This window comes from Corynebacterium sp. LK10, assembly GCF_008042455.1.
Lineage (GTDB): Bacteria > Actinomycetota > Actinomycetes > Mycobacteriales > Mycobacteriaceae > Corynebacterium > Corynebacterium jeikeium_D.
This window is the reverse complement of sequence record NZ_NOVT01000017.1, coordinates 338,489-360,947: the sequence shown is the minus strand read 5'-3', so window position 1 is coordinate 360,947 and position 22,459 is coordinate 338,489. Positions and strand designations below refer to the sequence as shown.

Genomic DNA, 22,459 nt, shown 5'->3' with positions numbered 1-22,459 from the left:
CCCCTGCAATAGGGTGCAGTAGGTAGATTGTCGCGTGCCGACGGGAACACCTCCTGGTGAAAGATTCCGAATTGTCGGCGCCTACCTCCCCTTTCGCCACTGTGCTAGCGTTTTCACCGTGAATGAGGAATCTGTCGCTGCGAAACTGCCATCAGCAGGACGGGCGCAGGTTCTCATGGCCCTGGTTGTCGCCGGCGGTGCCGCTATTGGCGCGGTAAGTCGCTTTCTGCTCGGCGCGGCAATCGATGCGATTGCGAGCTCGGGAACTAGCGCAGTTTCGACCACTGTCATCAACTTGTTGGGCTGCTTTCTCTTCGGCCTGGTCAGCAGTATCGCGTTTGCTAATCCTCGGCTTTCCGCTTTCTGCGGTACTGGCTTTTGTGGCGGTTTCACCACTTTCTCCGCATTTATCATTCTCTTGTTGGCGCAGGCGGACACGTCAGTCGTGCTGATTGTGAGCGTTGGACTTATTCACCTGCTGTGCTGCCCTCTCGCCTACTGGTTGGGCACCAAGTGCACATGGGAGGTCGCGGAATGACCGGCGATCTCCTCGGCTCTTTTTCCTCGGCACTCTCTGCCATCCTCGCTATCGCAGTTGGCGCGGCAGTAGGTGGAGCGCTGCGCTATGCGCTGGCCGAACTTGCGGTGAAGTGGGCTGATTCCAAACTGCCCGGAACGTGGACCGCGAATATGATTGCCTGCTTCGTCGCCGGTGTCGCTGCTGTGGTGTGGTCGCGGGGAACGTCGATAAGCAATGGCATGACGCCTGCCCTGGCCTATGCGACGGTAATGATTGGCTTCGCCGGCGGCCTGTCGACGTGGTCCACACTCGCCGGAGAGATCGTACGCCTTAAGAACCAACACTTTTGGAGGGCATGTGGGTACCTTGCTCTCACACTGATTGGCGGAATAGTTTTTGCTTTCGCCGGAATATGTTTACCCCCACTTGTGACGAATTAGTAGCACAATAATCATTTTCTGAGAATTTAATGATCGGATTAAGGCTTTCTACCAGTAAAGTTCCACAGCATGGAAAGCTTCAGCGATTTTGCCTCAGCGGCGGATAGTTTTATTTGGAGTCCGTATCTCCTGATCCCCGCGCTGATTGGCACCGGAATCATTTTGACCATTCGCCTGGGTGCAATTCACCTGGTCAAACTCGGCCCGGCACTGCGCCTCGGACTCATCGACCGTAACGATGAAGACGCCGAGGGAGATATCACCAACTGCCAGGCGCTTGCGACGGCTCTCGCGGCAACAGTCGGTGTCGGCAACATTGTCGGTGTCGCTACCGCGATCGGCCTGGGCGGACCCGGTGCGCTGTTCTGGATGTGGGTGACCGGCCTGCTAGGTATGGCATCGAAGTACTCCGAGGCATTCCTGGGTGTGAAGTACCGTCAGGTCGATGCAGCTGGCGAACAGTCCGGTGGCCCGCAGTACTACCTGCGCAAGGCCATCCCGAATGGTTTTGGTAAGACGCTGGGTATTCTCTTCGCCGTCTTTGCTGCGCTGGCAGCGTTTGGTATCGGCAACCTGACCCAGGGCAATGCCGTGGCCTCGAACCTGGAAAACAGCTTCGACATCGATCCGACGCTCTCCGGCATGATCATGTTCATCCTGGTAGGTGCGGCGCTGATGGGTGGCATTAAGTCGATTGGCCGCATCACCGCCGGCTTTGTGCCGATGATGATTGTGCTCTACATCGGTGCGGCCGTGTGGGTGCTCGTCGCCAATGTCTCGGCGCTGCCCGAGACCTTCAAGCTCATCTTCACCGATGCTTTCACCGGCACCGCGGCCGTTGGTGGGTTCGCAGGCTCCACGCTCATTCTCGCCCTGCAGATGGGTGTTGCCCGCGGCCTGTTCTCCAACGAGTCGGGCCTGGGTTCCGGTGCTATCGCCGCTGCCGCCGCATCGACCACTCACCCGGTTCGTCAGGGTCTGGTCTCCATGACTCAGACCTTCATTGACACCATCATCGTCGTGTCCTTCACCGGCCTGGTTATCATCAGCACCGGTGTTTGGCAGGATGGCAACGTCGACACTGGCGCTCTGACTGCTGAGGCATTCTCCCGCGGTCTGCCTGGCCACTGGGGTGGCACAATCGTCACGCTGTCGGTTGTCTTCTTCGCATTCTCCACCATGCTGGGCTGGTCCTACTACGGTGAGCGCGCCTTCGAGTCCCTGGTCGGTCGCCGCGGCACCGGTCTCTACCGTGCGGTCTTCACCTGCGTAGTCTTCGTCGGCGCTGTTACTCATCTGGAAACCGTCTGGTCCGTCGCCTCGGCTCTCAACGGTCTGATGGCGCTACCGAACCTCATCGGTCTGATTGTCCTGTCCGGGCTCATTGCGCGCGAGACAAAGGCCTACCTCAAATTTGACCCGCAGTTGCGCGCAACGGCTGCAGAGATTGATAAATGGCAGTCTCAGCAAAACTTCGAGGCCTTCAGCAAGAACTAGCTGAAACTAGCAGCTGCTCGTAGGGACTACGGCAAAAACTACGAGCAGGTCTGCGCGGTCTCCGGCTTTTCGATTGCCGCAAGCGCGTCGTCAAGCACAGAGACCTTTACCAATTTCATATCGCCTCGGTCGGCAGTCACCGCTTCTGCGCAATTGCCTTCCGGCACGAAGAACATCTCGGCGCCCTCATCTCGGGCGGCCGAGATTTTGTGTGTAATGCCACCGATTTCGCCCACGTTGCCGGCAGCGTCAATAGTGCCGGTGCCAGCGAGGTCCTGCCCCTCGGTCAGATCGCCTGGACTCAGCTTGTCAATCACTCCGAGCGTCATCATGAGACCCGCCGACGGACCTCCAATGCCGCTGAGCTGGTACTCAACCTTGGTGTCGTCCGCGGATTGCGCCCCCATCCCAACGCCGAGCAGCGCGGCATTCTTCTGATGCGGGTTTTCCGCCAGTGTCACAGAAATATCGACGGCTTTCTCGGGGTCAGAGTCCTCGCCCTTAGCAGTCTTCTGCTTGTCGACGGTCGCAGACTTGACCCTCAACGTGACAGTATCGCCCGGGTTGCGTCCGGCAATGATCGCCTTGACTTGCTCAGGCTTGCTTACGGCCACCCCATCCACGGCGAGAATCACATCGTCTTCATGCAGTCGCCCATCGACAGGACTATCCGGCACTGTGTAGGCGACGGTGACTTCCATCGGCAACCCGAGATGGGCTAGCGCAGCGGAGGTGGCGTTGGCCTCCGACTCGGTGAATGCAGCCTTGTTCTCCTCTTCCACCTCGTCCTGGCTCTGGCCCGGAGGGAATACCGCCTCAATGGGGACGATATCGTTGTCACGATCGAACCACAGGCCAATGACCTGCGGCAATGTCAGGTTATGCCTGACTGCGACGGTTGTCATATCCAGCGTGCCCTTAGAGCGTTCGGAGTCCGCAGCACTGCCGCTGACTGAGATAATGCTCTTTCCCTCGACATCGCTGAGGACGTCGAAGACCGGGCCAGGCCCCTGCGCGGCATAGGGCACTGTCAGCGTTGGCAGCGAAAGCACAGTTGCCAACGCGGCGATGGGCACAGCGCCCGCAACAAGAGTTTGGGTACGACGATTCACAAATAACACCCTACATTCTCGCTATCTGCCTACTGGACACCTGATGAATCTTGTCCGTGTCTGTTCGCTGGGCGCGAAGTTGCCAATAAAGTGGTGCTTTTAAGTACTCACGCGGGTCATTGCCCGGTACGGTGGGAGCATGAGTTCTAACGGATTTGGCTTTGGTCCGAACGACAATGATGACGATCGTGACGACGCTGGCAACAATGACTCCGGCCAGGGCGGTCAGGGCGGCCAGGGCGGTCCTTTCGGTTTCTTCGGGTTTCCCTTCGGTGGCATGGGCGGCGCCGGTGGCTTCGGTTTCGGCGGCCCCGGGCAGCCCGGCAGCGGCTCCTCTGGCAAAGGAGAACAGCCGAACTTGGGCGATATTCTCAACCAGTTCGGCGAGATGTTCTCCGGCATGGGGCAGCGATTCCAGGAGTCTAACTCTGGCCCTGTCAACTACGACGCGGCCGAGCGCGTTGCGCGGACCCGTCTTGGTAACCCAGCTCCGGTGAAGGACTCGGCCCGCGAGGCGCTGACTGATTCCTTGCGCCTGGCCGAACTGTGGCTAGATGACGTCACCTCCCTTCCCGCTGGTGTCAACCGCGTAGAAGCGTGGAATAGCCTGCAGTGGTTGGAGAACACCAAGTCGACATGGACTCGCCTTGTCGATCCCGTCGCCAGCCGCATGAGTGATGCCTCCCTCGAGGGCGTTCCAGAGGAAGCTCGCGAGATGATGGGCCCGATGCTGGGCATCATGCGCCAGATGAACTCGATGAGTTTCGGTACTCAGCTAGGGAATGCGCTGGCTGAATTGGCACAGACGAGCCTGACTGGTTCTGACCTCGGGCTGCCGCTACACACCACTGGTGCGGCGGTACTGCTGCCAACACATCTAGTTGCTCTCGCAGAGGAACTCGAGGTTCCAGCGCGCGATCTGTTTATCTACGCCACTGCCCGCGAAGCTGCACACCAACGTCTTTACGACCGCGTGCCATGGCTGGCTGAACGCATGATTTCCTCTGTCGAGGAGTACGCCGCTGGCATCGTCATCGACTACTCCGCGATTGAAGAGGCCGCCCGCGGTCTGGATATTGAGAACATGCAGGATCCGCAGCGTATGCAGGAGGCTATGAGTCAGCTGCAAAATATGGATCTGAGCCCGAAGATTCGTTCTCGTAACGAGAATGCTCGTACTCGTTTCCAGACGCTGCTAGCACTGGTCGAGGGGTGGGTGGACATGGTTGTCACCGATGCCCTCGGTGAGCGTCTACCGGGTGCCGCACAATTGGATGAAGCCTGGCGTCGTCGCCGCGCCACCGAAGGTGCTGAGCAGGCGCTGGAGAAGGCCACCGGCATTGACCTCGGCTCCCCCAAGGTGCGTGAGGCAACCAACTTGTGGCACCGCCTGACCACCGCTGTGGGCATCGAGCGACGTGACAAGGTCTGGGATCACCCGGACTTCCTGCCCGTAGCAGAAGATTTGGATGAACCCGCGGCCTTTATTGACTCGGTTCTTGGTGGCTCGGACAACGATGACTTCGACCCGATCGCAGAGCTTGAAGAGCAGCTGCGCAAAGAAGCCGAAAAACGCGCGGCTGAGGGCAAGGACAGTGACACCGACGAGGACAATTCTGGCGACACCGATGACGATAAGTAGCTAGTTAGCTCTGGGTTCCCCAGCGCTGATACGCCTCTAAATAGCCCCGTGCCCGTTCGTGGTACGGGGCTTTTGCCGCCCAATACCAGAACTCTTCGGTATGACCCCCGTCGACGAAAGTGTGCACCAGTTCGTGCACAATGACATCGTCGAGGACGTACCCCGGGACGTCGGCAAGCCTGTGCGAAATGCGAATACGCCCCGGACTATCGACGCCGCCGGTGACCGATGCCCACCTGCGCGACATGTTCTTGACCCATTTGATTGACTCAAACCGCGGGCGATCTTCCAGCACCGTACGCGAGAGCAGCCGCGCGCGGCGCTCCAGCTCGGAATTATCCAGGTTGCTGCCAACTTTCTTCCGCACTCGCGCCACAATTTCATTGACCTGCTGTTTTTCCGCAGCGGCGCTGAGGTCGTCCGGAACCATGACAATGATTCGGTTTCCCTCCGCACGGGCTGACACAGTACGGCGGCGGCGCTTCGAGCGCCGAACCTCAACATCCGGGCCGTACTCAGGTCGCTTGGTGCTCATGCTTTTTAAGCGTATATGCTCTGCCCTGCGATTGCGTAAAAGCTGGCCCCGGGGTAAAAGATATTTTTATGGGGGAATACAGGGATACGTCTCGGGGGCGGGATGGTACGGCTGACGAAATAGGTTCGGACGCACCCGCAGCACAAACGCTTGCCGCGCCTACGACGGACTACGCGCTGCGGCCGGAGATACCGATTATCATGCGCCCAGGCGCGCGGATTCAGTTCGGCGTGGAACCGGAGCGCAGCATGATTCTGCCGCTTTCCGACGGCACCCCGCCGGGGCCTGTCTTCTCGGCACTTCTTGCAGCTCATAGAGGTAGCACCTTAAGCGAGGCCTTTGCTGACAGCCACGACAAACTGTCACCACAGTTCATTACAGCACTTATCTCCGACCTTCACCGAGCAGCACTGGTTCAAAAACCACCGACACGACGGAGAATTACGCTAATCGGTCGGGACAGTTTGCGCACTGGACTTTTAAAAGAGCTTCGTCGCACGGGTTGTGGTAGTTGGACGACGGCAATGTCGCCTACCCGCAATGCGACGCTGAAAATATCTCAATCCACGCCGGAAGACATCGGGCTCGCGGTGGTCACGGGCATGGAAGTACCGAGCATGCCCTTGGTTCGCGCTCTGTTTCATCGTGGAATTGAGCATCTGCACACACATTTCCGCGATGGAGCACTGATTCTTGGGCCGCTTGTTCAGCCAGGTCAAGGGCCCTGCTCGATGTGTTTCGAAGCTTATCGACGAGACCGCGACCCCGTCCGGGCACTGATTGCGCTGCAGCTTCGCACTTTTACGCCCGTAACCGCACCGGAATGGCTGAACACAGCGGTGCCGCTGTTGGTTGGACAGCTGCGGCGACCGGACCTCTCAGATCTATGTGCGACAGAGGTGCGCATAGATCTGGAAAGCCTCGATATCACCCGCACTACGGTTGCTCCCCACCCGCAGTGCCCAGTGTGTGGTCATGGCAACTCGCAGATGCAGTTCATGTAATTCGAAGTGCCTTGAGCAGAATCTGACTAGGAATTCACAAAAGAATTGACGATTCCCAAGATGCCTTCGCCGAAATGATTGAGCTTCGCTTCTCCAATTCCGGGAATCTGCAGAAGTTCCTCCGGCGTAGTCGGTTGCTGCTCACCGATGGCCAGAAGGGTCGCATCGGAGAAGATCACGAATGCGGGGACAGTCATTTCTCTCGACATTTCCAGGCGCCATGCACGCAATGCTTCCAGTAGCGCAGGATCCGCACTGACCGGGCACTCTTCACAGCGCCCTGAGATCCGCTCCGCATCGGTGTGCAATGGCTTAGTGCAGCCCTTGCACTGTTTGGACTGCTGACGCTTACCACGGGAACTAGAGCCCCTTGAGCTTCGCTGTGCCTCCGCCGAGTAGTCAGAGACATCAATGTCGAGTTCATCGAGGAATCGTGTGCGGCGACGTGACCTGCGGCCTCCTTCTGTCCTCGACAATGACCAAGATAGCTCCAGATGTTCACGGGCTCGAGTAATGCCGACATAGAACAGACGGCGCTCTTCCTCGATGGCTTCCGCTCCCTGTGCAGGAGATCGGTCGAATTTATTCAGCGAATGTTGGATAGGCAGCGAACCGTCGGTAAGCCCAACAAGGAACACCGCATCCCACTCCAGCCCCTTGGCTGCATGCAGGCTAGCCAACGTCACGCCATCCAGCGTCGGCGGATGCTTGGCCTGCTGCCGAGTGTGCAATTGGCCGAGGAGCGCCTGGATATTGACCTCGGTGTTGGCATGAACGATGTCCTTACACAGGTCGAATAGGGCGCGCAGTGACTGCCAACGTTCCCTGGCACCAGTGCCTTCCGGCTCTTGGTCAGTCATGCCAAGACCCGCGAAAACCTGCTTGACCAAATCCAACAGATTCGTGCCCTGCAATGTCGGAACAGTCCGTGAGGAACGGGAAACTCGCACAAGTGCTGCGATGGCATCGCGGATCTCGGGACGCTGGTAGAAACCGTCCCCGCCACGAACCTGGTAGGCGACTCCTACCTCGGACAAAGCCTGCTCAAAAACTGCGGACTGTGCGTTAATCCGGTACAAAACGGCAATCTCCGATGCCGGCGTACCCGCGTCGATAAGTCGCTTGATGCTGCGCGCGGTCGCGCGAGCTTCCATCGGCTCATCGTCGTACTGATTGAAAGTCGGCTCCGGGCCGTCTTCACGCTGCCCAATCAGCTTCAGCCGCGAGCCGGCGATACGGCCCTGCGCACGGCCGATGACATTGTTAGCCAGCTCGACGACCTGTGGGGTCGATCGGTAGTCCCGCTGCAGGCGGACCACTGTGGCTTCCGGGTAGTCCCGAGAGAAGTTCATCAGGTATTGCGGAGTCGCGCCTGTGAAAGAGTAAATCGTCTGGTTGGCGTCCCCGACAACTGTCAGGTTGTCACGGTCTCCCAGCCAGGCGTTGAGAACTCGCTGCTGTAACGGGGTGACATCCTGGTACTCATCGACGACGAAGCACCGATACTGGTTGCGGAATTCCTCCGCCACTGCACGGGAATTCTCCATCGCACCGGCGGTGTGAATGAGTAGGTCGTCGAAGTCGAGCAATAGCCCGTCCGGGGTGGTTTTTATGTCCTCGTAAGCGCGATAGCAATCGACAATTTTCTCCGCAGACAGAGGCGCCGTGCGCCCATGCTCCCGCAGCGCGGCTTGGTACTGATCCGCACCGGCCAGAGTGGCCTTAGCCCACTCAATCTCGCCCATGACATCTCGGATTGTTTCCTTAGAGGTGTCCAAGCCCACTCGACGTACTGCTTGGGCGACAACACGGAATTTCTTGTCATCCAACAGCTGCCAGGGCATATCACCGGCGACTTGGGGCCAGAAGTAGCGCAGCTGGCGAAGTGATGCCGAGTGGAAAGTGCGCGCCTGGACTCCAGGCGTTCCCATCTTTGCCAGGCGGTCGCGCATCTCCCCTGCGGCACGCGAGGTAAATGTCACCGCTAATACCTTTTGCGGCTGCACAAACCCCTGGTCAATGAGGTACTTGATGCGATGAGTAATTGTTCGGGTCTTACCTGTACCGGCTCCGGCAAGAATGCACACCGGCCCCATCGGAGCCGTGGCTGCCTCGCGCTGATCTGGATCCAGCCCAGCTAGATATTCCGGCTCGTTCACATCCGCCTCTGAGTAAGTCAAAAGTTGTTAGACCCCATTTTCAAACTTGTCGAGTGCTATTCGTCATTGCTGTAGACACGGCGGACGTACAGCAGCCGGTCGCCTGGCTCCACCGATTCACACTCCGGTGAATCAATTCGGTACAGCTCACCCGAGCGCACCACACCGAGTGCAATATCCGCGAGGTGCCGTGGGCTGGCACCGATTTCCTCTTCGGTGACGAGCCTCTCTGCAACAGAGAATCCTTCATCCGGGCTCAGGAGGTCTTCCATCATCTCCACCACCGAAGGAGTCACTGTGGCCAGCCCCAGCATTCGGCCGGCGGTTTCAGAAGAAATGACCACTTGGTCCGCACCTGACTGCGTCAACAAGTGGCGGTTTTCTGATTCACGCACTGAAGCCACAATTGAGGCACCCGGTGCCAACTCGCGGACAGACAACGTGACCAGCACCGCTGTGTCATCTTTGTTCGGTGCAACGACTATAGAGCGGGCACGCTGAATACCAGCTAACTTCAGCACATCAGATTTAGTAGCCGACCCATGCACCGTCGCCAAGCCTTGATTCGAAGCGTGGTCGAGTGCTTCCTTGTCCGTATCAATGACAACGATTTCTGCCGGATCTACGCCGTCCGCGAGAAGAGCTGCAATGGCAGAACGACCCTTGGTGCCGTATCCGATAACGACGGTGTGGTTGCGCAACTGTCTCCTCCAGCGCTGAATTTGCAGGGTTTTCCGAGACTCTTGGGTCAAAACGGTCAGAGTAGTACCGACCAAGAGAGCAAGGAAGGCCACACGCAGTGGCGTAATGATCAAAATATTGAGTAATCGAGCCCTCTGAGTCACCGGCGTGATGTCACCGTAGCCCGTCGTCGACAGGCTGACAGCCGAGTAATACACCGCATCGATGAAGGTGAGAGGCTCCGTGTATCCGTCGTGGTCGTAGTAGACCACGACGGATGCAACCAGCAGCAAAAACACGGCGTAGTTCAAACGACGTATGATTAGCCGCCAAGGATTCTTCGGCGCGGACTCAGGCAGACCAATGACTCCCAGCAGTGCATGCCCGGGAAGATCATTGAGCCCGGTTTCGTATCCCGAAGATTTCCGAATTGGATTACGCAACCGCTCCTCGCCTGCCTTTCATGAAAACTCCTCCCGGTGAAAAATAGCGCATACAAACTGCAGCTTTCACCTGGATAACTGGCCACGGCCACGCGGCAGTTACATACGTAGATGATTATCCAATCAGCTCGCGCATTTTCCTGTCCAACTCTATCCTGCTTGGCAGTAGCGCTTCATCTGGTATTAGCGTTCGTCCTGCCGAAACATAGAAGAATCCGGCTTCAATGTCTTCGGGGGCCGTTTCCACTCCCATCTCACGCAGCCTATCCGACCACGCCAAGCGGTAAATCGCCAGCTGTAGCGCCGCTACTTCCCTTTCCTTTCCGCGCGGCATCTGGCCTGTCTTCCAGTCAATGACGCTCCACTTCCCGTTGTCCTTAAACACCGCGTCGATTCGGCCGACGACCCGCCGTTGCCCAATGGCAATTTCAAACGGCACTTCCACATGCACTGGCGTGCGGTCAGCCCACTCAGATGCCTCGAAGTTCGCCTTCAATTTCTCCAGTTCGCGTTCGGACGCGACTTGTTCTGTGCCGAGGAAGTCATCCAGTTGATCCCCGAAGAGATCCTCATCGTCCAGCAGGCTGTGTGCACCGAAGCGATTCTCCAACCAAGCGTGGAATGCCGTACCTCGGCGTGCGAATCGGTTTGGCTTAAACGGCACCGGGCGTGCTTTCCGACGAGCAAACGCGACCGGATCCGCAATCATGGCTTGGTATTCGCTAGTGGACATGCTTGTCGGCATTGGTAGATGAATCTCCGCGGCCTTAGCCCGAAGGATTTCATCCACGAGAATGGTCGTTTCCGTTTCCCATACCTCAGACAGGTCACCTGCAATGGGGCGCTCATCCTGGTGTTCGCCCATGTAGCGCATGACATTTTCGGCTGCTCGCTGCACACTATCTCGGCGGTCCCCCAGGGTATCGACGGGCCAGACCACCCCATCAACCGCAGTGTCGCAGTCCAAATCGACTTCGGTGTCCTCTACCTCAGGGTCCTCCCCATCTGTCCACGACACCACATAGTCACTGAATTGCGTGGCGATGGCTCCGAAGTCTGCCGACACGTCAGTGGGATTCTTCAAGCTCGGATTAGGCCGCCTGCTTGCAGTAACAATGAGCTTTTTTGCAGAGCGAGTCATGGCAACGTAGAAGAGGCGCTGCTTTTCTTCCCTCTCCACTTCTCGCAGCTCTTCCTTGTAGGCTTTGATCACCTTGTTGAGGTCGGTCTGGTTATCTGCGCCTGATATGTCCAGTTCGGGGGCATTGCTATCGACAGAATCAGCGACCGGAGCCCAATCGCCTGCTGCAAGCTGTGTTGCATCCTCTGTTGTTTCTGCACTAGCCGTTAACGGATCCACTTGGGTAATTGCACCAGGAGGAAGTTGAACTGAATTGGTGAGCCACGATGACAAATCAACTTTGTCGAATTTGCTGGTGGTGATGCCCGGAACAGCAACCGTTTCCCACTCCAAGCCCTTTGACTTGTGCATAGTCATGATTTGGACGCAGTTTTCCGGCATGTTCATAGGTGCCCGTTCCAAACCATCATCGTGTTCAACAGCGAATTCCAGATAGTTCAAAAACCCTGTCACATCGTCCGAGATATTTTGCGAATACGTCGCAGCGATATCGACAAACCTATCCAGATGCGCAGTCGTCGGCCTGGTTATCGCGGTAGCGGAACCGTACTGTCCAGCCGCTGCTTCTACGCGAATTCCAAACTCAGTAGCGATGTCCTCGACCAGTTCCGGCAGAGGCTTATTCAGCGAGAACCGACGTAGTTTTCGTAGGCTTGCACCCAACTGTGCGATGCGCGCCATTGCTTCATCTGTGTAGTTCAGTGACTCGCTGCAGACCAACCGCCCATTTTTTTCCACACTGCCGCGCGCCAGCGGGGTGCCGTCGTAAAAACGAATATCCGGGTCGGCGATGGCGTGCCCCAGCCCCACCGCGGACGATGCTGCTTCGGCATCTTCCACGAGCTTGTCATACTGGCGAGCGAGCTGGGAAAGCGGTGAGGAGTCTGAAGTCTCTTCGACGTTGCCCTTCTTTCGAGCCAACTCGTCCTTGCCTGCCATTGCCAGCTGGTCTACACGAGTGCGAAGTGCCTCCACGTCTGCGGCACCCAAATTGAACTGTGGGCTGAGCAGCAGACGCAGAGCATCCTGGTCTGAACTGGGCTCGACCAATATCTTCATCACCGAGGTGATATCCATGACCTCGGGCAAATGCAGCAATCCAGCGAGTCCCACAATGATTGCAGGCACACCCCGCTCGGACAGTGCATCTAAATAGACAGCCGATTCAGCATTTGTCCGAACCAGGATGGCGGCATCGAGCTTGTTGCCAGCTGCTTCACATTCGCGTAATTGCGCCTCCATGCAATCTGCGATGTATGCAACTTCTTCCTCACCGGTTGCGGTGAAAGCAAGCTGCACTTCGCCCTGACCTGCTTTTGGACCGGCATCCAGTGCCTCTACCGTACGAGCCTGCCCCGCGAAAGCACGGTCGGAGACTGCGTTAGCAAGCTGCAGCACTGACTGCGGATTTCGCCAGGAAATGGTCAGTTGCTTTTTCTCCGCTGGCTGCCCATCCGACCGCGGAAAATCATTGACAAACTGCACAAGGTTTTCGGCAGTTGCTCCTCGCCAGCCATAAATTGCCTGCATCGGATCACCGACAGCGGTGACACAACCACCGGAGAACAGCGCACGCAGGAACAGCCGCTGTGTGTGCGACGTGTCCTGGTACTCGTCGAGCATGATGATCTTAAAGCGACGCCGCTCCTCCTCTCCGACTTCCGCGAAGTCGGTGGCTAGTCGGGCCGCACGAGCCATCTGCATACCGAAGGTGGCGACATTTTCTTCATTGCACCGAGCTCGAACCTGTTCTACCAGCGGCAAAATCTCTAATCTCTCTCGCTGCTTATCGACGATGCCCTGTAGATCGCCAATTAGCCCCTCGCGTTTACCCTTCTGCGGGGTCTGCTCAATATTGCTGATGAATGCTTCGGTTTCCTCGCGAATCGCCTGCGGTGAAGAAAGGTTTGAGTCGATGTTCGCCCCCAGCTCAATAATGCGACTGGCCAGCGTCGATGGTGCAATATCGACATCAATTTCCTTCACATTACGAGCGGTTTCCCAAGCCAACTGCCACTGCGTCGCGCCATCCATAATGGTGACCCCCGGCTCCGTCGGCAGCAAAAGACCATAATTGCTCACGACTTCAGAGGCATAGGCATCGTAAGTAAGCGTGGTTGGGGCAATGACCTCGAGGCTTGCTAATACCTCTGGTGAAGCCTGTGCACGAAATGCGGGAGAGGAAGCGAGCGCATTGAGCTGTTGGCGGATACGGACGCCGAGCTCGCGCGCTGCCTTCCTGGTGAAGGTCAAACCTAGAACTTCTTCTGGGCGGATAAAGCCATTGGCGACCAACCACACGACACGGGCAGCCATTGTCGCTGTTTTACCAGCACCGGCACCGGCGACAACAAGCATTGGTTCCATCGGTGCACCGATTACCGCCGCTTGTTGCGGTGTGGGCGGAAAGTCCTGGCCCATCATCTCCGACAGGGTGACGGGATCAATGATGGTTCGTTCCTCCGACATGACTACCGATTCCCTTCTGCTGCCGGGCACGCCTTCGAAAGCGTGCAGAACTTGCAATGCTCACCAGCGAGCGCCAAGGCACGCGGGCCAGACGTCGCACGTGCTACCTGCTCCACACGACGCTCCCAGTCAGCCAACTTGTCTTCCGTGAGCTTTGACTGTTCTCGGCTAGTGATAATGGTCTTATTGTGTGACTTTCGCGGAAATACCAGGTACGCCCCTGATTGTTCAATGCCTTCGCCGTTGTCCACAGCAAGCCCAGCTCCGCTTTCAACGAGCTTCCCCTTCGACAACGCCAGCTGATATGTAGCTAGCTGTGCGTGTCCTTCTACTTCTTTACCGGAGGGCGCTGTCTTACCGGTTTTAATATCGACGATTTGAACTGCGCCATCAGCGTCTTCAATCAATCGGTCGATTCGTCCGACAATCACGATGTCATCGTTGATGGTGACTTTTACCGGAACCTCGGTCCCGATATCTTTCTTAGTCTCAATCCACCGCTGCCAATCCTCCAGCGCTGTCAACCAGGTGTCTTCCTCAGTACGCTTACGCCACTCCGGATCATCGGACAGGTCACCAAACACACGCCGGATTTCGGACTGCGCCTCAGGCACAGTCACTCCCTTGGCTACGGCTTCTACCGCCTGATGAAGTAGAGAGCCTAAATACATGGCCGATGTCGGTGCTAATTTATCCAGCATGGCCTTCAGCGGGCAACTCAGGGCTGCTTCCACCTTGGAAGGGTTGATTCTCATCGGCTTCTTGTCATTTACCGGCTTCGAGGTCGACGGTGCACGGAGCCCCCACCAGGTGTCTGGATGTGCGCCAGCAACCTCAACCTGCGCCAATCGCGCGAGTTGACGTGCAGCTTGTCGACGCCGCGTCTCAGTCTCCGCATCGTCTACAACGGCTGCACGCAGTTCTGCCAGCAGTGACTCCACAGAGAGCACCCGTGGCAGGCCTTCACCGGCCCATTTGGAATCTTCTGCCTCTGCAACATCCGGATTGCCGGTGTCTGCTTCATTAGCCGTAGCCCCGACTCCGTTCGCAGCCGAAGAGGCTTCTGACTGCTTCGCCAGCTCCGTCGCCGAATTACCGAGCTTTTCAACGAGCTCGATAACAAACGGACTGGGAACTCCAACATCATCAGGAGAATCGACTGCGGTCAGCAGTACCCTGTCGCTAGCCCGTGATACCGCGACGTGCAGCAAACGACGTTCCTCCGCTAGCGCATCCGCCATGGAATTGATGTACTCCCGCGGTGCAATCCCGTGGTCGACGAGACCGATGAACTCGTTCTGCTTCATCACCGAGCCAGTCACACCGAGGCTGGGCCACTGGCCTTCCTGTACTCCGACAACTGCTACTGCCTTCCACTGCCTGCCCAGAGCCGCATGCGCTGAGAGAATGCGCACGGCGTCGCGCTCTACCCCGCTACGGTCACGTGCGCCGATGGGCAGCTCCTGTTCTTCCACAGAAGCGATAAAACCGTCAACCGTCAGCTTTGGATTCAGCTCCACACGGTCACCAGCAAAGTCGAACAGTGCCATCACAGCATCCAGGTCGCGGTCAGCCGATGCTCCAGCTGTACCGCCGCGCAACGATGTCGCCACCAGATGGTCTGCCAAACCAGTGGACTGCCAAATTGCCCACAAAGTTGCTTCCACACCATCACGCAACGCTTCACGCGCTGCGCTCAATAGATCCAGCGGCGCCTGCAGCGCCTGACGTTCACGCTGCGACAGAGACTCAATAAGCTCCAGCTGCTCTGTTGTGAGTCCATCTGCTTTCAAGATTCCGATGAGCTGAGTCATCGCGGCCCCGCCGAACAGGTCGGCCTTTCGGATTCCGCGCAGCAGACGCTCTTTGACAATCGGATCCATGTTGACCAGTGGGCCGGAGAGGAACTCGTCCCACTCCACGTCATCGAGCTGGTTCATAGTTGCCCGCAACGCCACCATCAGCGCTCGCACCAATCGCTGATGACTTAGCACGATGTCCGTTGGGTCAATCTGCACAGGCACCCCCGCACGCGACAATGCACGGAACAGAGAGGACTCCCCTGCGCCGGACCGGACAATGACCGCCATATCCTTCCATGCCACCCCCTCGTCAATATGAAGGCGCCGGAAGTAGTCCGCGGCTGTGGCTCGCTGTGCACGTTCAGAGGGATGAATAGCTATTTTTACTGCACTTTTCGCTGCGTACGAGTTTTCCGCTGCGACGGTCTCGCTGTTGTTTCCAACGTCGGATTCACTAGCTTCTTGTGTTCCAACTGAACCAACAATGCCACGGTATGCAGGAGCCTTAGGCAAGCGCTGAGAAACTGCGTTGACTAAATCCGCGATATCAGCGTTACAGCGGTAAGACTGCTGCAAGTGGATTGCCTTGTACTCGACCTCACCAGTCCCCCGGAGATAGTCATTATTAGCACCGCGGAAATGGAATACCGATTGATCTTCATCACCAGTAATGACGGCTACGGCCGCCTGCGACACAAACCGATCCACAAGACGCGCAGCTTCCGGGGATAGGTGTTCAGCATCATCGACCAGCACCACCGACTTTCCCCACCGAGCCAGTGCTTGCGCGTCTGTATCCAGCTCCATCAATGCCGCAGAGACAATCTCTGCAGCGTTCAGGCTGGGCTCCCACGCCAACCGCATAGTCTGCTGATACTCCGCCATAAACTTGCCAGCCGCACACCACGACTCAATGCCATAGTCCACGCCGAGCTGCTGAAGCCTCGGGGCATCAATCCCCCGCTCAGCTGCACGCAGCAGAAAGTCACGAACCGCACGGGAAAAACCGACTAACGGAAGAGCCGGGCGCAACCGCTCTGGCCAATACGCACCACCATCTTCCGCATGACCGGCCAAAAGTTGCCGCACGACAGCATCTTGGCGTGCACCAGTGGTCAACGATGGTTCAGGCTCTCCCCGACTGACGGCGGCATCACGTACTACTGCATAGGCAAGCGAATGCACGGCACGCACCATGCCACCTTGACCTGCCCCGACCGAACCGCCTTCCCCCAGTTCAGAGGCAAAACGCCTGTCAATATCCCGCCTCAATTCCGCGGCGGCCTCTTTTGACTGTGACACCACCAAAATGCTGTCCGCCGGAATGCCCGCCTGCATGTAGTCCACCGCGAGATCTGCCAGCAGCGAACTCTTACCGGTTCCTGGACCTCCTAAAACACGCACAACAGGCTGGTTTACAAGCTTGTTCTCTACCACGAGCGCCTGATTATGGGAAGGGAAGAGCGCCTCTACCGCAGTACCCAACCACTGCCGACGACGAGGAGGTTCCTCCTGGACGAACCGAACCTTCGGCATTCCATCTACGTTCATGTGCACCATTGTGGCACAACCCCCGGACCAACACTCGAACACCCATTCGAAATAGGGAGAAAACTACCCCCGCCCAAAAAACGCCTGTAAATACTGCCCGGCGTTACTTAGACACAAACGCGCGAACTAGCGAAGCCGCGCGGAACAGACCGCGATACGCACCCGGCTGCGATTCTGGACTAACAGCGTGGACAAAAAGTCGATAACACATCGCACGAACGAGCAACTGACCGAAATCCGGCAGGTGATCGAAGCGCCGCAGTAGCTCCTCATCAGCCCCCATCATGGACAGACAATCCACTGCCGCCAAGGCAGCTGTCCAACCACGGACATGCCACGCTGGCACGATATCGGTGAGAACCGGGGCGGCCGTGTCGTCGTAAAGCAGCGTGCCGACGAGGTCTGCGTGACAGACCTGCAGAAGCTCCGTTGGCACAACCATCTCTGCCCGCAGCTGGAGAAGATCACCGGAGATCGTGAGAGCCTCGGCACAATCGGCGCGGGGGACGCTATCCGCGTCGAGAAGCTGCTCGAGGATGCCGATTGGGTCAGAGTCCCAAGCTGCGCGATTACACATGACGAAGTAATCGGGCTCCTTATCAAGGAGGAACTGTGGCCGTTCAATACTGGCAAGCGACTCTTCCACGCGACCAGCGGCCACAATGGTTTCATCGGCACGTGGCGCGAATCCCCCCGGGATGAAATGACGAGCCTGCCACCCAGCAATAACCAAGCGGCCGTCACTGGTACGCACGGATTTCGCCACTCGGACGCCATCGACATCTAGCGCACTGCGAACCTTTGCAGACCACAGCGCCTGCGCCGAATTATGTACCGGCGAAAGGACAATGGAATCGTCGTAGACCCAGCCATTGTCCCAAGCTCGCCCGGCACGATGCGGCTCGCCCTCGGCACCAAAGGCCTCTAAAACACGGTCGGGAGGAGTGGCGATCATAATCTGCTACTACCTTGCTTTCTGAGTCGGTGCGGCCGTATCGTCGTCCGCCCCAAATGGGTACGGCCAGCCGTTGACAGAACACGTCTTACCATCGACCTGATAGACCTCGCTGCTGTCGATTTTGTGCAGTTCATCGTTCGACACGCTCAGGGTCTGCTGCATCATGATTGGCGCGATACCGCCGTCCCTCGGACAGGGCTCGTGAACCGCGTACCCAAGTCCGTGACCAACCTCGTGATTAATAAGGTATTGGCGATACAATCCCAGGTCCCCCTCAAAAGGCAGGGCACCTCGAACCCACCGGGCGATACTGACGACCACGCGCCCAGGCTCACCTTCCCGCTGCCCAGACAGGTAACAGGAGGTCTCCATTCCCAAGGTGTTGCCGCACAGCTGATGTGCGGTTCCAGTCGCGGAAAGCTGCACGACAATCGTCGGATCCTGGTCGCGAGGCACTGCCTCGAAAGAAAAATCTGGATTAGCTGTCCAGCCACGTGGATCGGCCAGAATCGAGTTCACCGTCTCTGCAAAGGCGCGCTCGCCACCAATCGAAGGAACATCAATGTTGTCTTCAATTTCCACGGAATACCTGACCGCATTGTCGCGCCCCTCCCCAACACGGGGATGCGCCACGGTGACATCTTTAAAATTTCCCGAGGGTTCCGTGGCAAAGGCCGGACCGGGTGGCAACTGCCCTCCCTCGTAACCATCACCGTATCCCTCACCGGGCACCGGACCAGGGCGACCATTGCCACTCTGCGAGGCGATAGTGCCAGTGCCGGAACCTGAAGAATCATCTTCAGCAGTGAAGATGTCGAAGAGAATGATGACTGTGAGCACCACAAGTACAGGGATGGCATAGGCTCGCCACCCCCAACTCCTTGCAATGCGTACGAGAAAGGGTTCTTGCGTCATTAGGCGAAGAAGCCAACCTTACGGTCTGCGTTATTACCGGTACGGACGTAGGCGACCTTGTCAGCATTAATCAGGTACTCCTGACCAGCGCCGTCGCTGAGCTCAATCACACCTTCGCCAGCAGCCAGCTTCTGGGAGATCGCAGCCTTGACCTCCTCACCACCAGCGACGTTTTCAATGTTCAGCTCACGCGTATTGTCTGCAAATCCAATAGTGATGTCCATAGGTGACATCATAACCATTCCCAAAGCGGCTAGGATTAGAGAGACCGATTAAGCCGTCGTGTCACGTGAGGTTACAAACAGCAAAGGAGTCGCCGTGGCAGAGTCCCAGTCCCCGACATTCGTCGAATTGGGGGTCGCCGCGGAAATCTGCGACGCACTCGCCGACGAAGGAATCACCCGCACATTTGCAATCCAGGAACTGACGCTGCCCTTGGCGCTCGACGGCACGGACATTATCGGCCAAGCCCGTACTGGCATGGGAAAAACTCTTGGTTTTGGTGTCCCCCTTATTGACCGCGTCTTTGATGACGCCCGCATTCCAGAACCGGATGGCACTGCCCGCGCAATCATCATCGTCCCCACCCGTGAGCTATGTGTGCAGGTCGGCGAGGATTTGGCCCGCGCTGCGCACTCAACCAATCTGCGTGTGTGCACTATTTACGGTGGCCGCCCCTATGAGGAACAGATTGAACAGCTAGACCGCGGTGTGGACATCATCGTCGGTACTCCCGGCCGTCTCATCGATCTTTACCAGCGCAATAATCTAGAGCTGTCAGGCGTAAAGATTTTGGTTCTCGACGAGGCCGACGAAATGCTCGACTTGGGCTTCCTGCCGGACATCGAGAAGATTCTGGCTGCGGTGCCAGATGAACGTCAGACCATGCTCTTCTCGGCAACAATGCCGGGCCCAATTCTGACTCTCGCACGTACCTTTATGAATCGCCCGGTGCACATCCGTGCTGAATCAGGCGAGGAAGAGGCCACAGTCCACGAGACCACTAAACAGATTGTTTTCCAATCGCACCAGATGGATAAGGTCTCGGTCATCGCCCGCATCCTGCAAGCCAACGGTCGTGGTCGCACCATCATTTTTGCTCGTACGAAGCGCGGCGCCGCCTCCGTTGCTGAGCAGCTCGGCGAGCGCGGCTTCCTGGTCACTGCCGTCCACGGCGATATGGGCCAGCCTGCACGTGAGCGCTCGCTGACTGCGTTCCGCAATGGCGACGTCGACGTCCTGGTCGCAACCGATGTCGCGGCTCGCGGTATCGATATCGACGATGTCACCCACGTCATCAACCACCAGGTTCCCGATGACGAAATGACCTATGTCCACCGCATCGGCCGCACCGGCCGCGCGGGACACAGCGGTGTCGCCGTTACGCTCGTCGGCTGGGATGAGACCACAAAGTGGAAGGCTATTTCTGATGCTCTCGACCTGGACATGGCCGAGATTCCGACGTGGTTTTCCACCTCCCCCGAGCTCGCCGAAGCTCTAGACATCCCCGAGGGGATCGATGAGAAAGTCGGGCCAGCCCGCCCGGTATTGGGTTCCCGGCCACCTCGCGGGCGTGGCGGAAGAGGCCCCCGCAACAACCGCTCACAGTCTCATCATCGCAATCGCGGCCAAGGACGAAGCTCAAGGCGGGACGGCCACTCCAATTCTCATCGTCGCAGCTAGGCCGCTGCGCGTACCGACTCCCCCCACCTCACTCCACTCCACGACCACTCGTCGACAGGACATTCCAACCGTGCTGCAGTCACCACAAGCCAACGCTGAGTCCACCACTGCAGAGACCCGACTGCGTCGCAATCGAATCGCATCAGTAGTTCTCATCATCGCCGTAGTGCTAGTCGTCGGTTGGACATGGGTCGCTTCTCCGGCTCGTAAAGTCAATCGCACTGAATCCACGGCACCGACGAGCAGCACAGCGCAAGCCCCGGCCGCGAACGATCCGGAGGCAATGCCACATACTCTCCGGCCGGTGTGGTCCACCGAATCGTCGGCAAGCACAAGCACGCACACCATCTCCCCGGCGCCACTGGTGATGGACAACTCCCTCATCGTTGCTGAGGACCGGGGCGTGCGTGCTATCTCGCTTAACGACGGCACGGAGCGCTGGCACTATCGACGAGATATTCCGCTTTGTGCGCTCTCGGGCAGTGATGGCCAAGTTTTCGCGACTTTTCGTGGGGCAGCTGGCTGCGGTGAGACCGTTGCACTCAAGCCCGACTCGGGGCAGTATGTCGCGACCCGTAAATCGATTGCGGCTGACAGCCCTGCCGCCGTGCGCTCGAACTCATACGCGGGTGTCTACGACTCTGGATTCCTGGAGCTGTGGCGCTCTGACCTGGTCCGAGTAGTCGAGTACGGCAAGATTCCAGCGTCTCCAGAACCGAAGATGCAGCCGCATCCGGAGTGTTCGATTATCAGTGCGCTCACGCGCGTGGAGCTGCTGGCCCTCGTAAACAACTGCGATGGTCACGGACGCCTGGTCATGCAGGCGGCAAATCCGGAGGAGTCTCGGAAACCGGAGGTCAAGAGCGATATTGACCTTGGTCCGGTAACTGCAGATATGTCACTGGTATCGATTGGCCAGGACACGGCGGCGGTACTGTCAGACAATCGCATCCGAGTTTTTCGTATGGACGGCACGATGCTGACTGAATTGGCGCTGGATGAGACTACCCTGCGCCCAGCACCGGCGGAAGCTAACTCCAACGGCGATGCCCCGCGTGCGCCTTTTACAACGGATCTTCCCCATCACATGACGTGGTGGTCGCCGCGTGGTTTACTGGGCTTCCGCCCGAGCACCCTGGCGCCGGATTTCGAGTTTCCTGAGGCCACAGGAACCCCAGCTCCATGGGGTGAGCATGTTTTCATGCCAGTCGCTGACGGAGTCGCGGTATTGAATGCCAAGACTCTCGAGATTATCGGCACACTCCCGTTGCCTGCAGCTGCGAAGTCCACTCATGCAAATAATGCGGACAAGCCGGAAGTGCCCGTGCGCCTTGCGGTTGTCGGTGACACGCTACTAGTTCAGCGCGGTGAGTCAGTCGACGCGTTCGCCATCGAAGCTTAGAAAGAGCGGGCAGCCCAATCAATCGCCTTCGGACTAAACATACAGGCCAGCGCAGCAATTGAAGCTGCCGCCGTCGGTAGAGCAAGCAGAAAAGCGCTCGAGCGGAACATGTAATAGGCCACGCCCAGCAAGCAGAGGTTGAGCATAATAATCGGCCCGCGCCCCCATCGGGCGCCACGCAGCAACATAATCGCACCAGCGAGAACAGCGCCGAAAATGAGAAGGAACCACAGCGCGGTACCCCAACCGGAAATGACCGCGGCCTCGTCGCGGTACCCCATCAAATCACGAATGAGAAGGAAAATCCCGTAGCCCAGACCGAGGGCACATTCGGCGACACCAATCCACGCACCGACCATAACAACCTGAGGTGCGGCGATCGGCCCGTCGGCTGCCGCAAGCTGGTCGGTAGTACGCGATTTGGGCGCATTGCTGCTGTTTTTCTGGTTACTCACGCCCTACATGTTAGCCCGGTGCGAACCGATGAATACACCCTGGAGGCATA

17 protein-coding genes are annotated in these 22,459 nt (G+C 57.9%); 7 read left to right on the top strand and 10 right to left on the bottom strand.

What is annotated here, in order from left to right; all coding sequences use genetic code 11:
* Positions 1-118 precede the first annotated feature (118 nt).
* The 3 genes from CHU70_RS07070 (at position 119) to CHU70_RS07060 (ending at position 2,457) form a co-directional block, all read left to right on the top strand.
* On the top strand, positions 119-538 hold the full coding sequence (locus CHU70_RS07070; RefSeq protein ID WP_242451366.1) for a CrcB family protein: 420 nt from the start codon (positions 119-121) through the stop codon (positions 536-538).
* Positions 535-960 (top strand): CrcB family protein, encoded by a 426-nt coding sequence (locus CHU70_RS07065; protein ID WP_049193353.1) that lies wholly within the window; start codon positions 535-537, stop codon positions 958-960. Before CHU70_RS07070 ends, CHU70_RS07065 begins: the two co-directional genes overlap by 4 nt.
* A 69-nt stretch (positions 961-1,029) precedes the next feature.
* A complete protein-coding gene (locus CHU70_RS07060) occupies positions 1,030-2,457 on the top strand; it encodes a sodium:alanine symporter family protein (RefSeq protein ID WP_147739790.1) in 1,428 nt (475 codons plus the stop codon).
* 38 nt (positions 2,458-2,495) lie between these two features.
* Here CHU70_RS07060 and CHU70_RS07055 read toward each other — a convergent pair whose 3' ends face one another.
* Positions 2,496-3,569 (bottom strand): PDZ domain-containing protein, encoded by a 1,074-nt coding sequence (locus tag CHU70_RS07055; RefSeq protein ID WP_049172847.1) that lies wholly within the window; start codon positions 3,567-3,569, stop codon positions 2,496-2,498.
* A 139-nt stretch (positions 3,570-3,708) separates the two neighbouring features.
* On the opposite strand from CHU70_RS07055, the gene CHU70_RS07050 reads away from it, so the two are divergent.
* The gene (locus tag CHU70_RS07050) at positions 3,709-5,211 is read left to right on the top strand and encodes a zinc-dependent metalloprotease (RefSeq protein WP_147719147.1); all 1,503 of its coding nucleotides are present in this window, start codon (positions 3,709-3,711) and stop codon (positions 5,209-5,211) included.
* A 4-nt stretch (positions 5,212-5,215) separates the two neighbouring features.
* On the opposite strand, the gene CHU70_RS07045 is transcribed toward CHU70_RS07050, so the two are convergent.
* Positions 5,216-5,746, bottom strand: a complete 531-nt coding sequence (locus CHU70_RS07045; RefSeq protein ID WP_016422236.1) for a YgjP-like metallopeptidase domain-containing protein — start codon at positions 5,744-5,746, stop codon at positions 5,216-5,218.
* Positions 5,747-5,814: 68 nt separating this feature from the next.
* Here CHU70_RS07045 and CHU70_RS07040 point away from each other — a divergent pair, with 68 nt between their 5' ends.
* On the top strand, positions 5,815-6,750 hold the full coding sequence (locus CHU70_RS07040; RefSeq protein ID WP_242451365.1) for a TOMM precursor leader peptide-binding protein: 936 nt from the start codon (positions 5,815-5,817) through the stop codon (positions 6,748-6,750).
* Positions 6,751-6,776: 26 nt separating this feature from the next.
* Here CHU70_RS07040 and CHU70_RS07035 read toward each other — a convergent pair whose 3' ends face one another.
* From CHU70_RS07035 to CHU70_RS07005, 7 genes are all read right to left on the bottom strand, one after another.
* A complete protein-coding gene (locus CHU70_RS07035) occupies positions 6,777-8,846 on the bottom strand; it encodes an ATP-dependent DNA helicase UvrD2 (RefSeq protein ID WP_070652880.1) in 2,070 nt (689 codons plus the stop codon).
* Between the two features lie 119 nt (positions 8,847-8,965).
* Positions 8,966-10,033 carry a TrkA family potassium uptake protein gene (locus tag CHU70_RS07030; protein ID WP_070652855.1) on the bottom strand — a complete coding sequence of 356 codons (1,068 nt, stop codon included), beginning with the start codon at positions 10,031-10,033 and terminating at the stop codon, positions 8,966-8,968.
* 115 nt (positions 10,034-10,148) lie between these two features.
* Positions 10,149-13,643: an ATP-dependent DNA helicase gene (locus CHU70_RS07025; RefSeq protein WP_147719148.1), complete on the bottom strand. Its 3,495-nt coding sequence runs from the start codon at positions 13,641-13,643 to the stop codon at positions 10,149-10,151.
* 2 nt (positions 13,644-13,645) lie between these two features.
* Entirely contained in the window at positions 13,646-16,996 is a 3,351-nt protein-coding gene (locus tag CHU70_RS07020) for an ATP-dependent DNA helicase (protein ID WP_242451364.1), read from the bottom strand.
* A 103-nt stretch (positions 16,997-17,099) separates the two neighbouring features.
* Positions 17,100-17,951, bottom strand: coding sequence for a TIGR02569 family protein (locus tag CHU70_RS07015; protein WP_147719150.1), 852 nt, complete (start codon positions 17,949-17,951; stop codon positions 17,100-17,102).
* Positions 17,952-17,960: 9 nt separating this feature from the next.
* Complete coding sequence (locus CHU70_RS07010; protein WP_070604401.1) at positions 17,961-18,869, bottom strand: DUF3152 domain-containing protein; 909 nt, start codon at positions 18,867-18,869, stop codon at positions 17,961-17,963.
* Positions 18,869-19,093 carry a DUF3107 domain-containing protein gene (locus tag CHU70_RS07005; RefSeq protein WP_042388469.1) on the bottom strand — a complete coding sequence of 75 codons (225 nt, stop codon included), beginning with the start codon at positions 19,091-19,093 and terminating at the stop codon, positions 18,869-18,871. The genes CHU70_RS07010 and CHU70_RS07005 overlap by 1 nt, the downstream gene beginning before the upstream one ends.
* A 94-nt stretch (positions 19,094-19,187) precedes the next feature.
* On the opposite strand from CHU70_RS07005, the gene CHU70_RS07000 reads away from it, so the two are divergent.
* Entirely contained in the window at positions 19,188-20,552 is a 1,365-nt protein-coding gene (locus tag CHU70_RS07000) for a DEAD/DEAH box helicase (protein ID WP_147719151.1), read from the top strand.
* Complete coding sequence (locus tag CHU70_RS06995) at positions 20,443-21,954, top strand: PQQ-binding-like beta-propeller repeat protein (protein WP_242451369.1); 1,512 nt, start codon at positions 20,443-20,445, stop codon at positions 21,952-21,954. Before CHU70_RS07000 ends, CHU70_RS06995 begins: the two co-directional genes overlap by 110 nt.
* Here the strand turns inward: CHU70_RS06995 and CHU70_RS06990 are convergent.
* The gene (locus CHU70_RS06990) at positions 21,951-22,409 is read right to left on the bottom strand and encodes a hypothetical protein (protein WP_224783785.1); all 459 of its coding nucleotides are present in this window, start codon (positions 22,407-22,409) and stop codon (positions 21,951-21,953) included. The two genes, CHU70_RS06995 and CHU70_RS06990, sit on opposite strands and share 4 nt — an antisense overlap.
* Between the last annotated feature and the right edge of the window lie 50 nt (positions 22,410-22,459).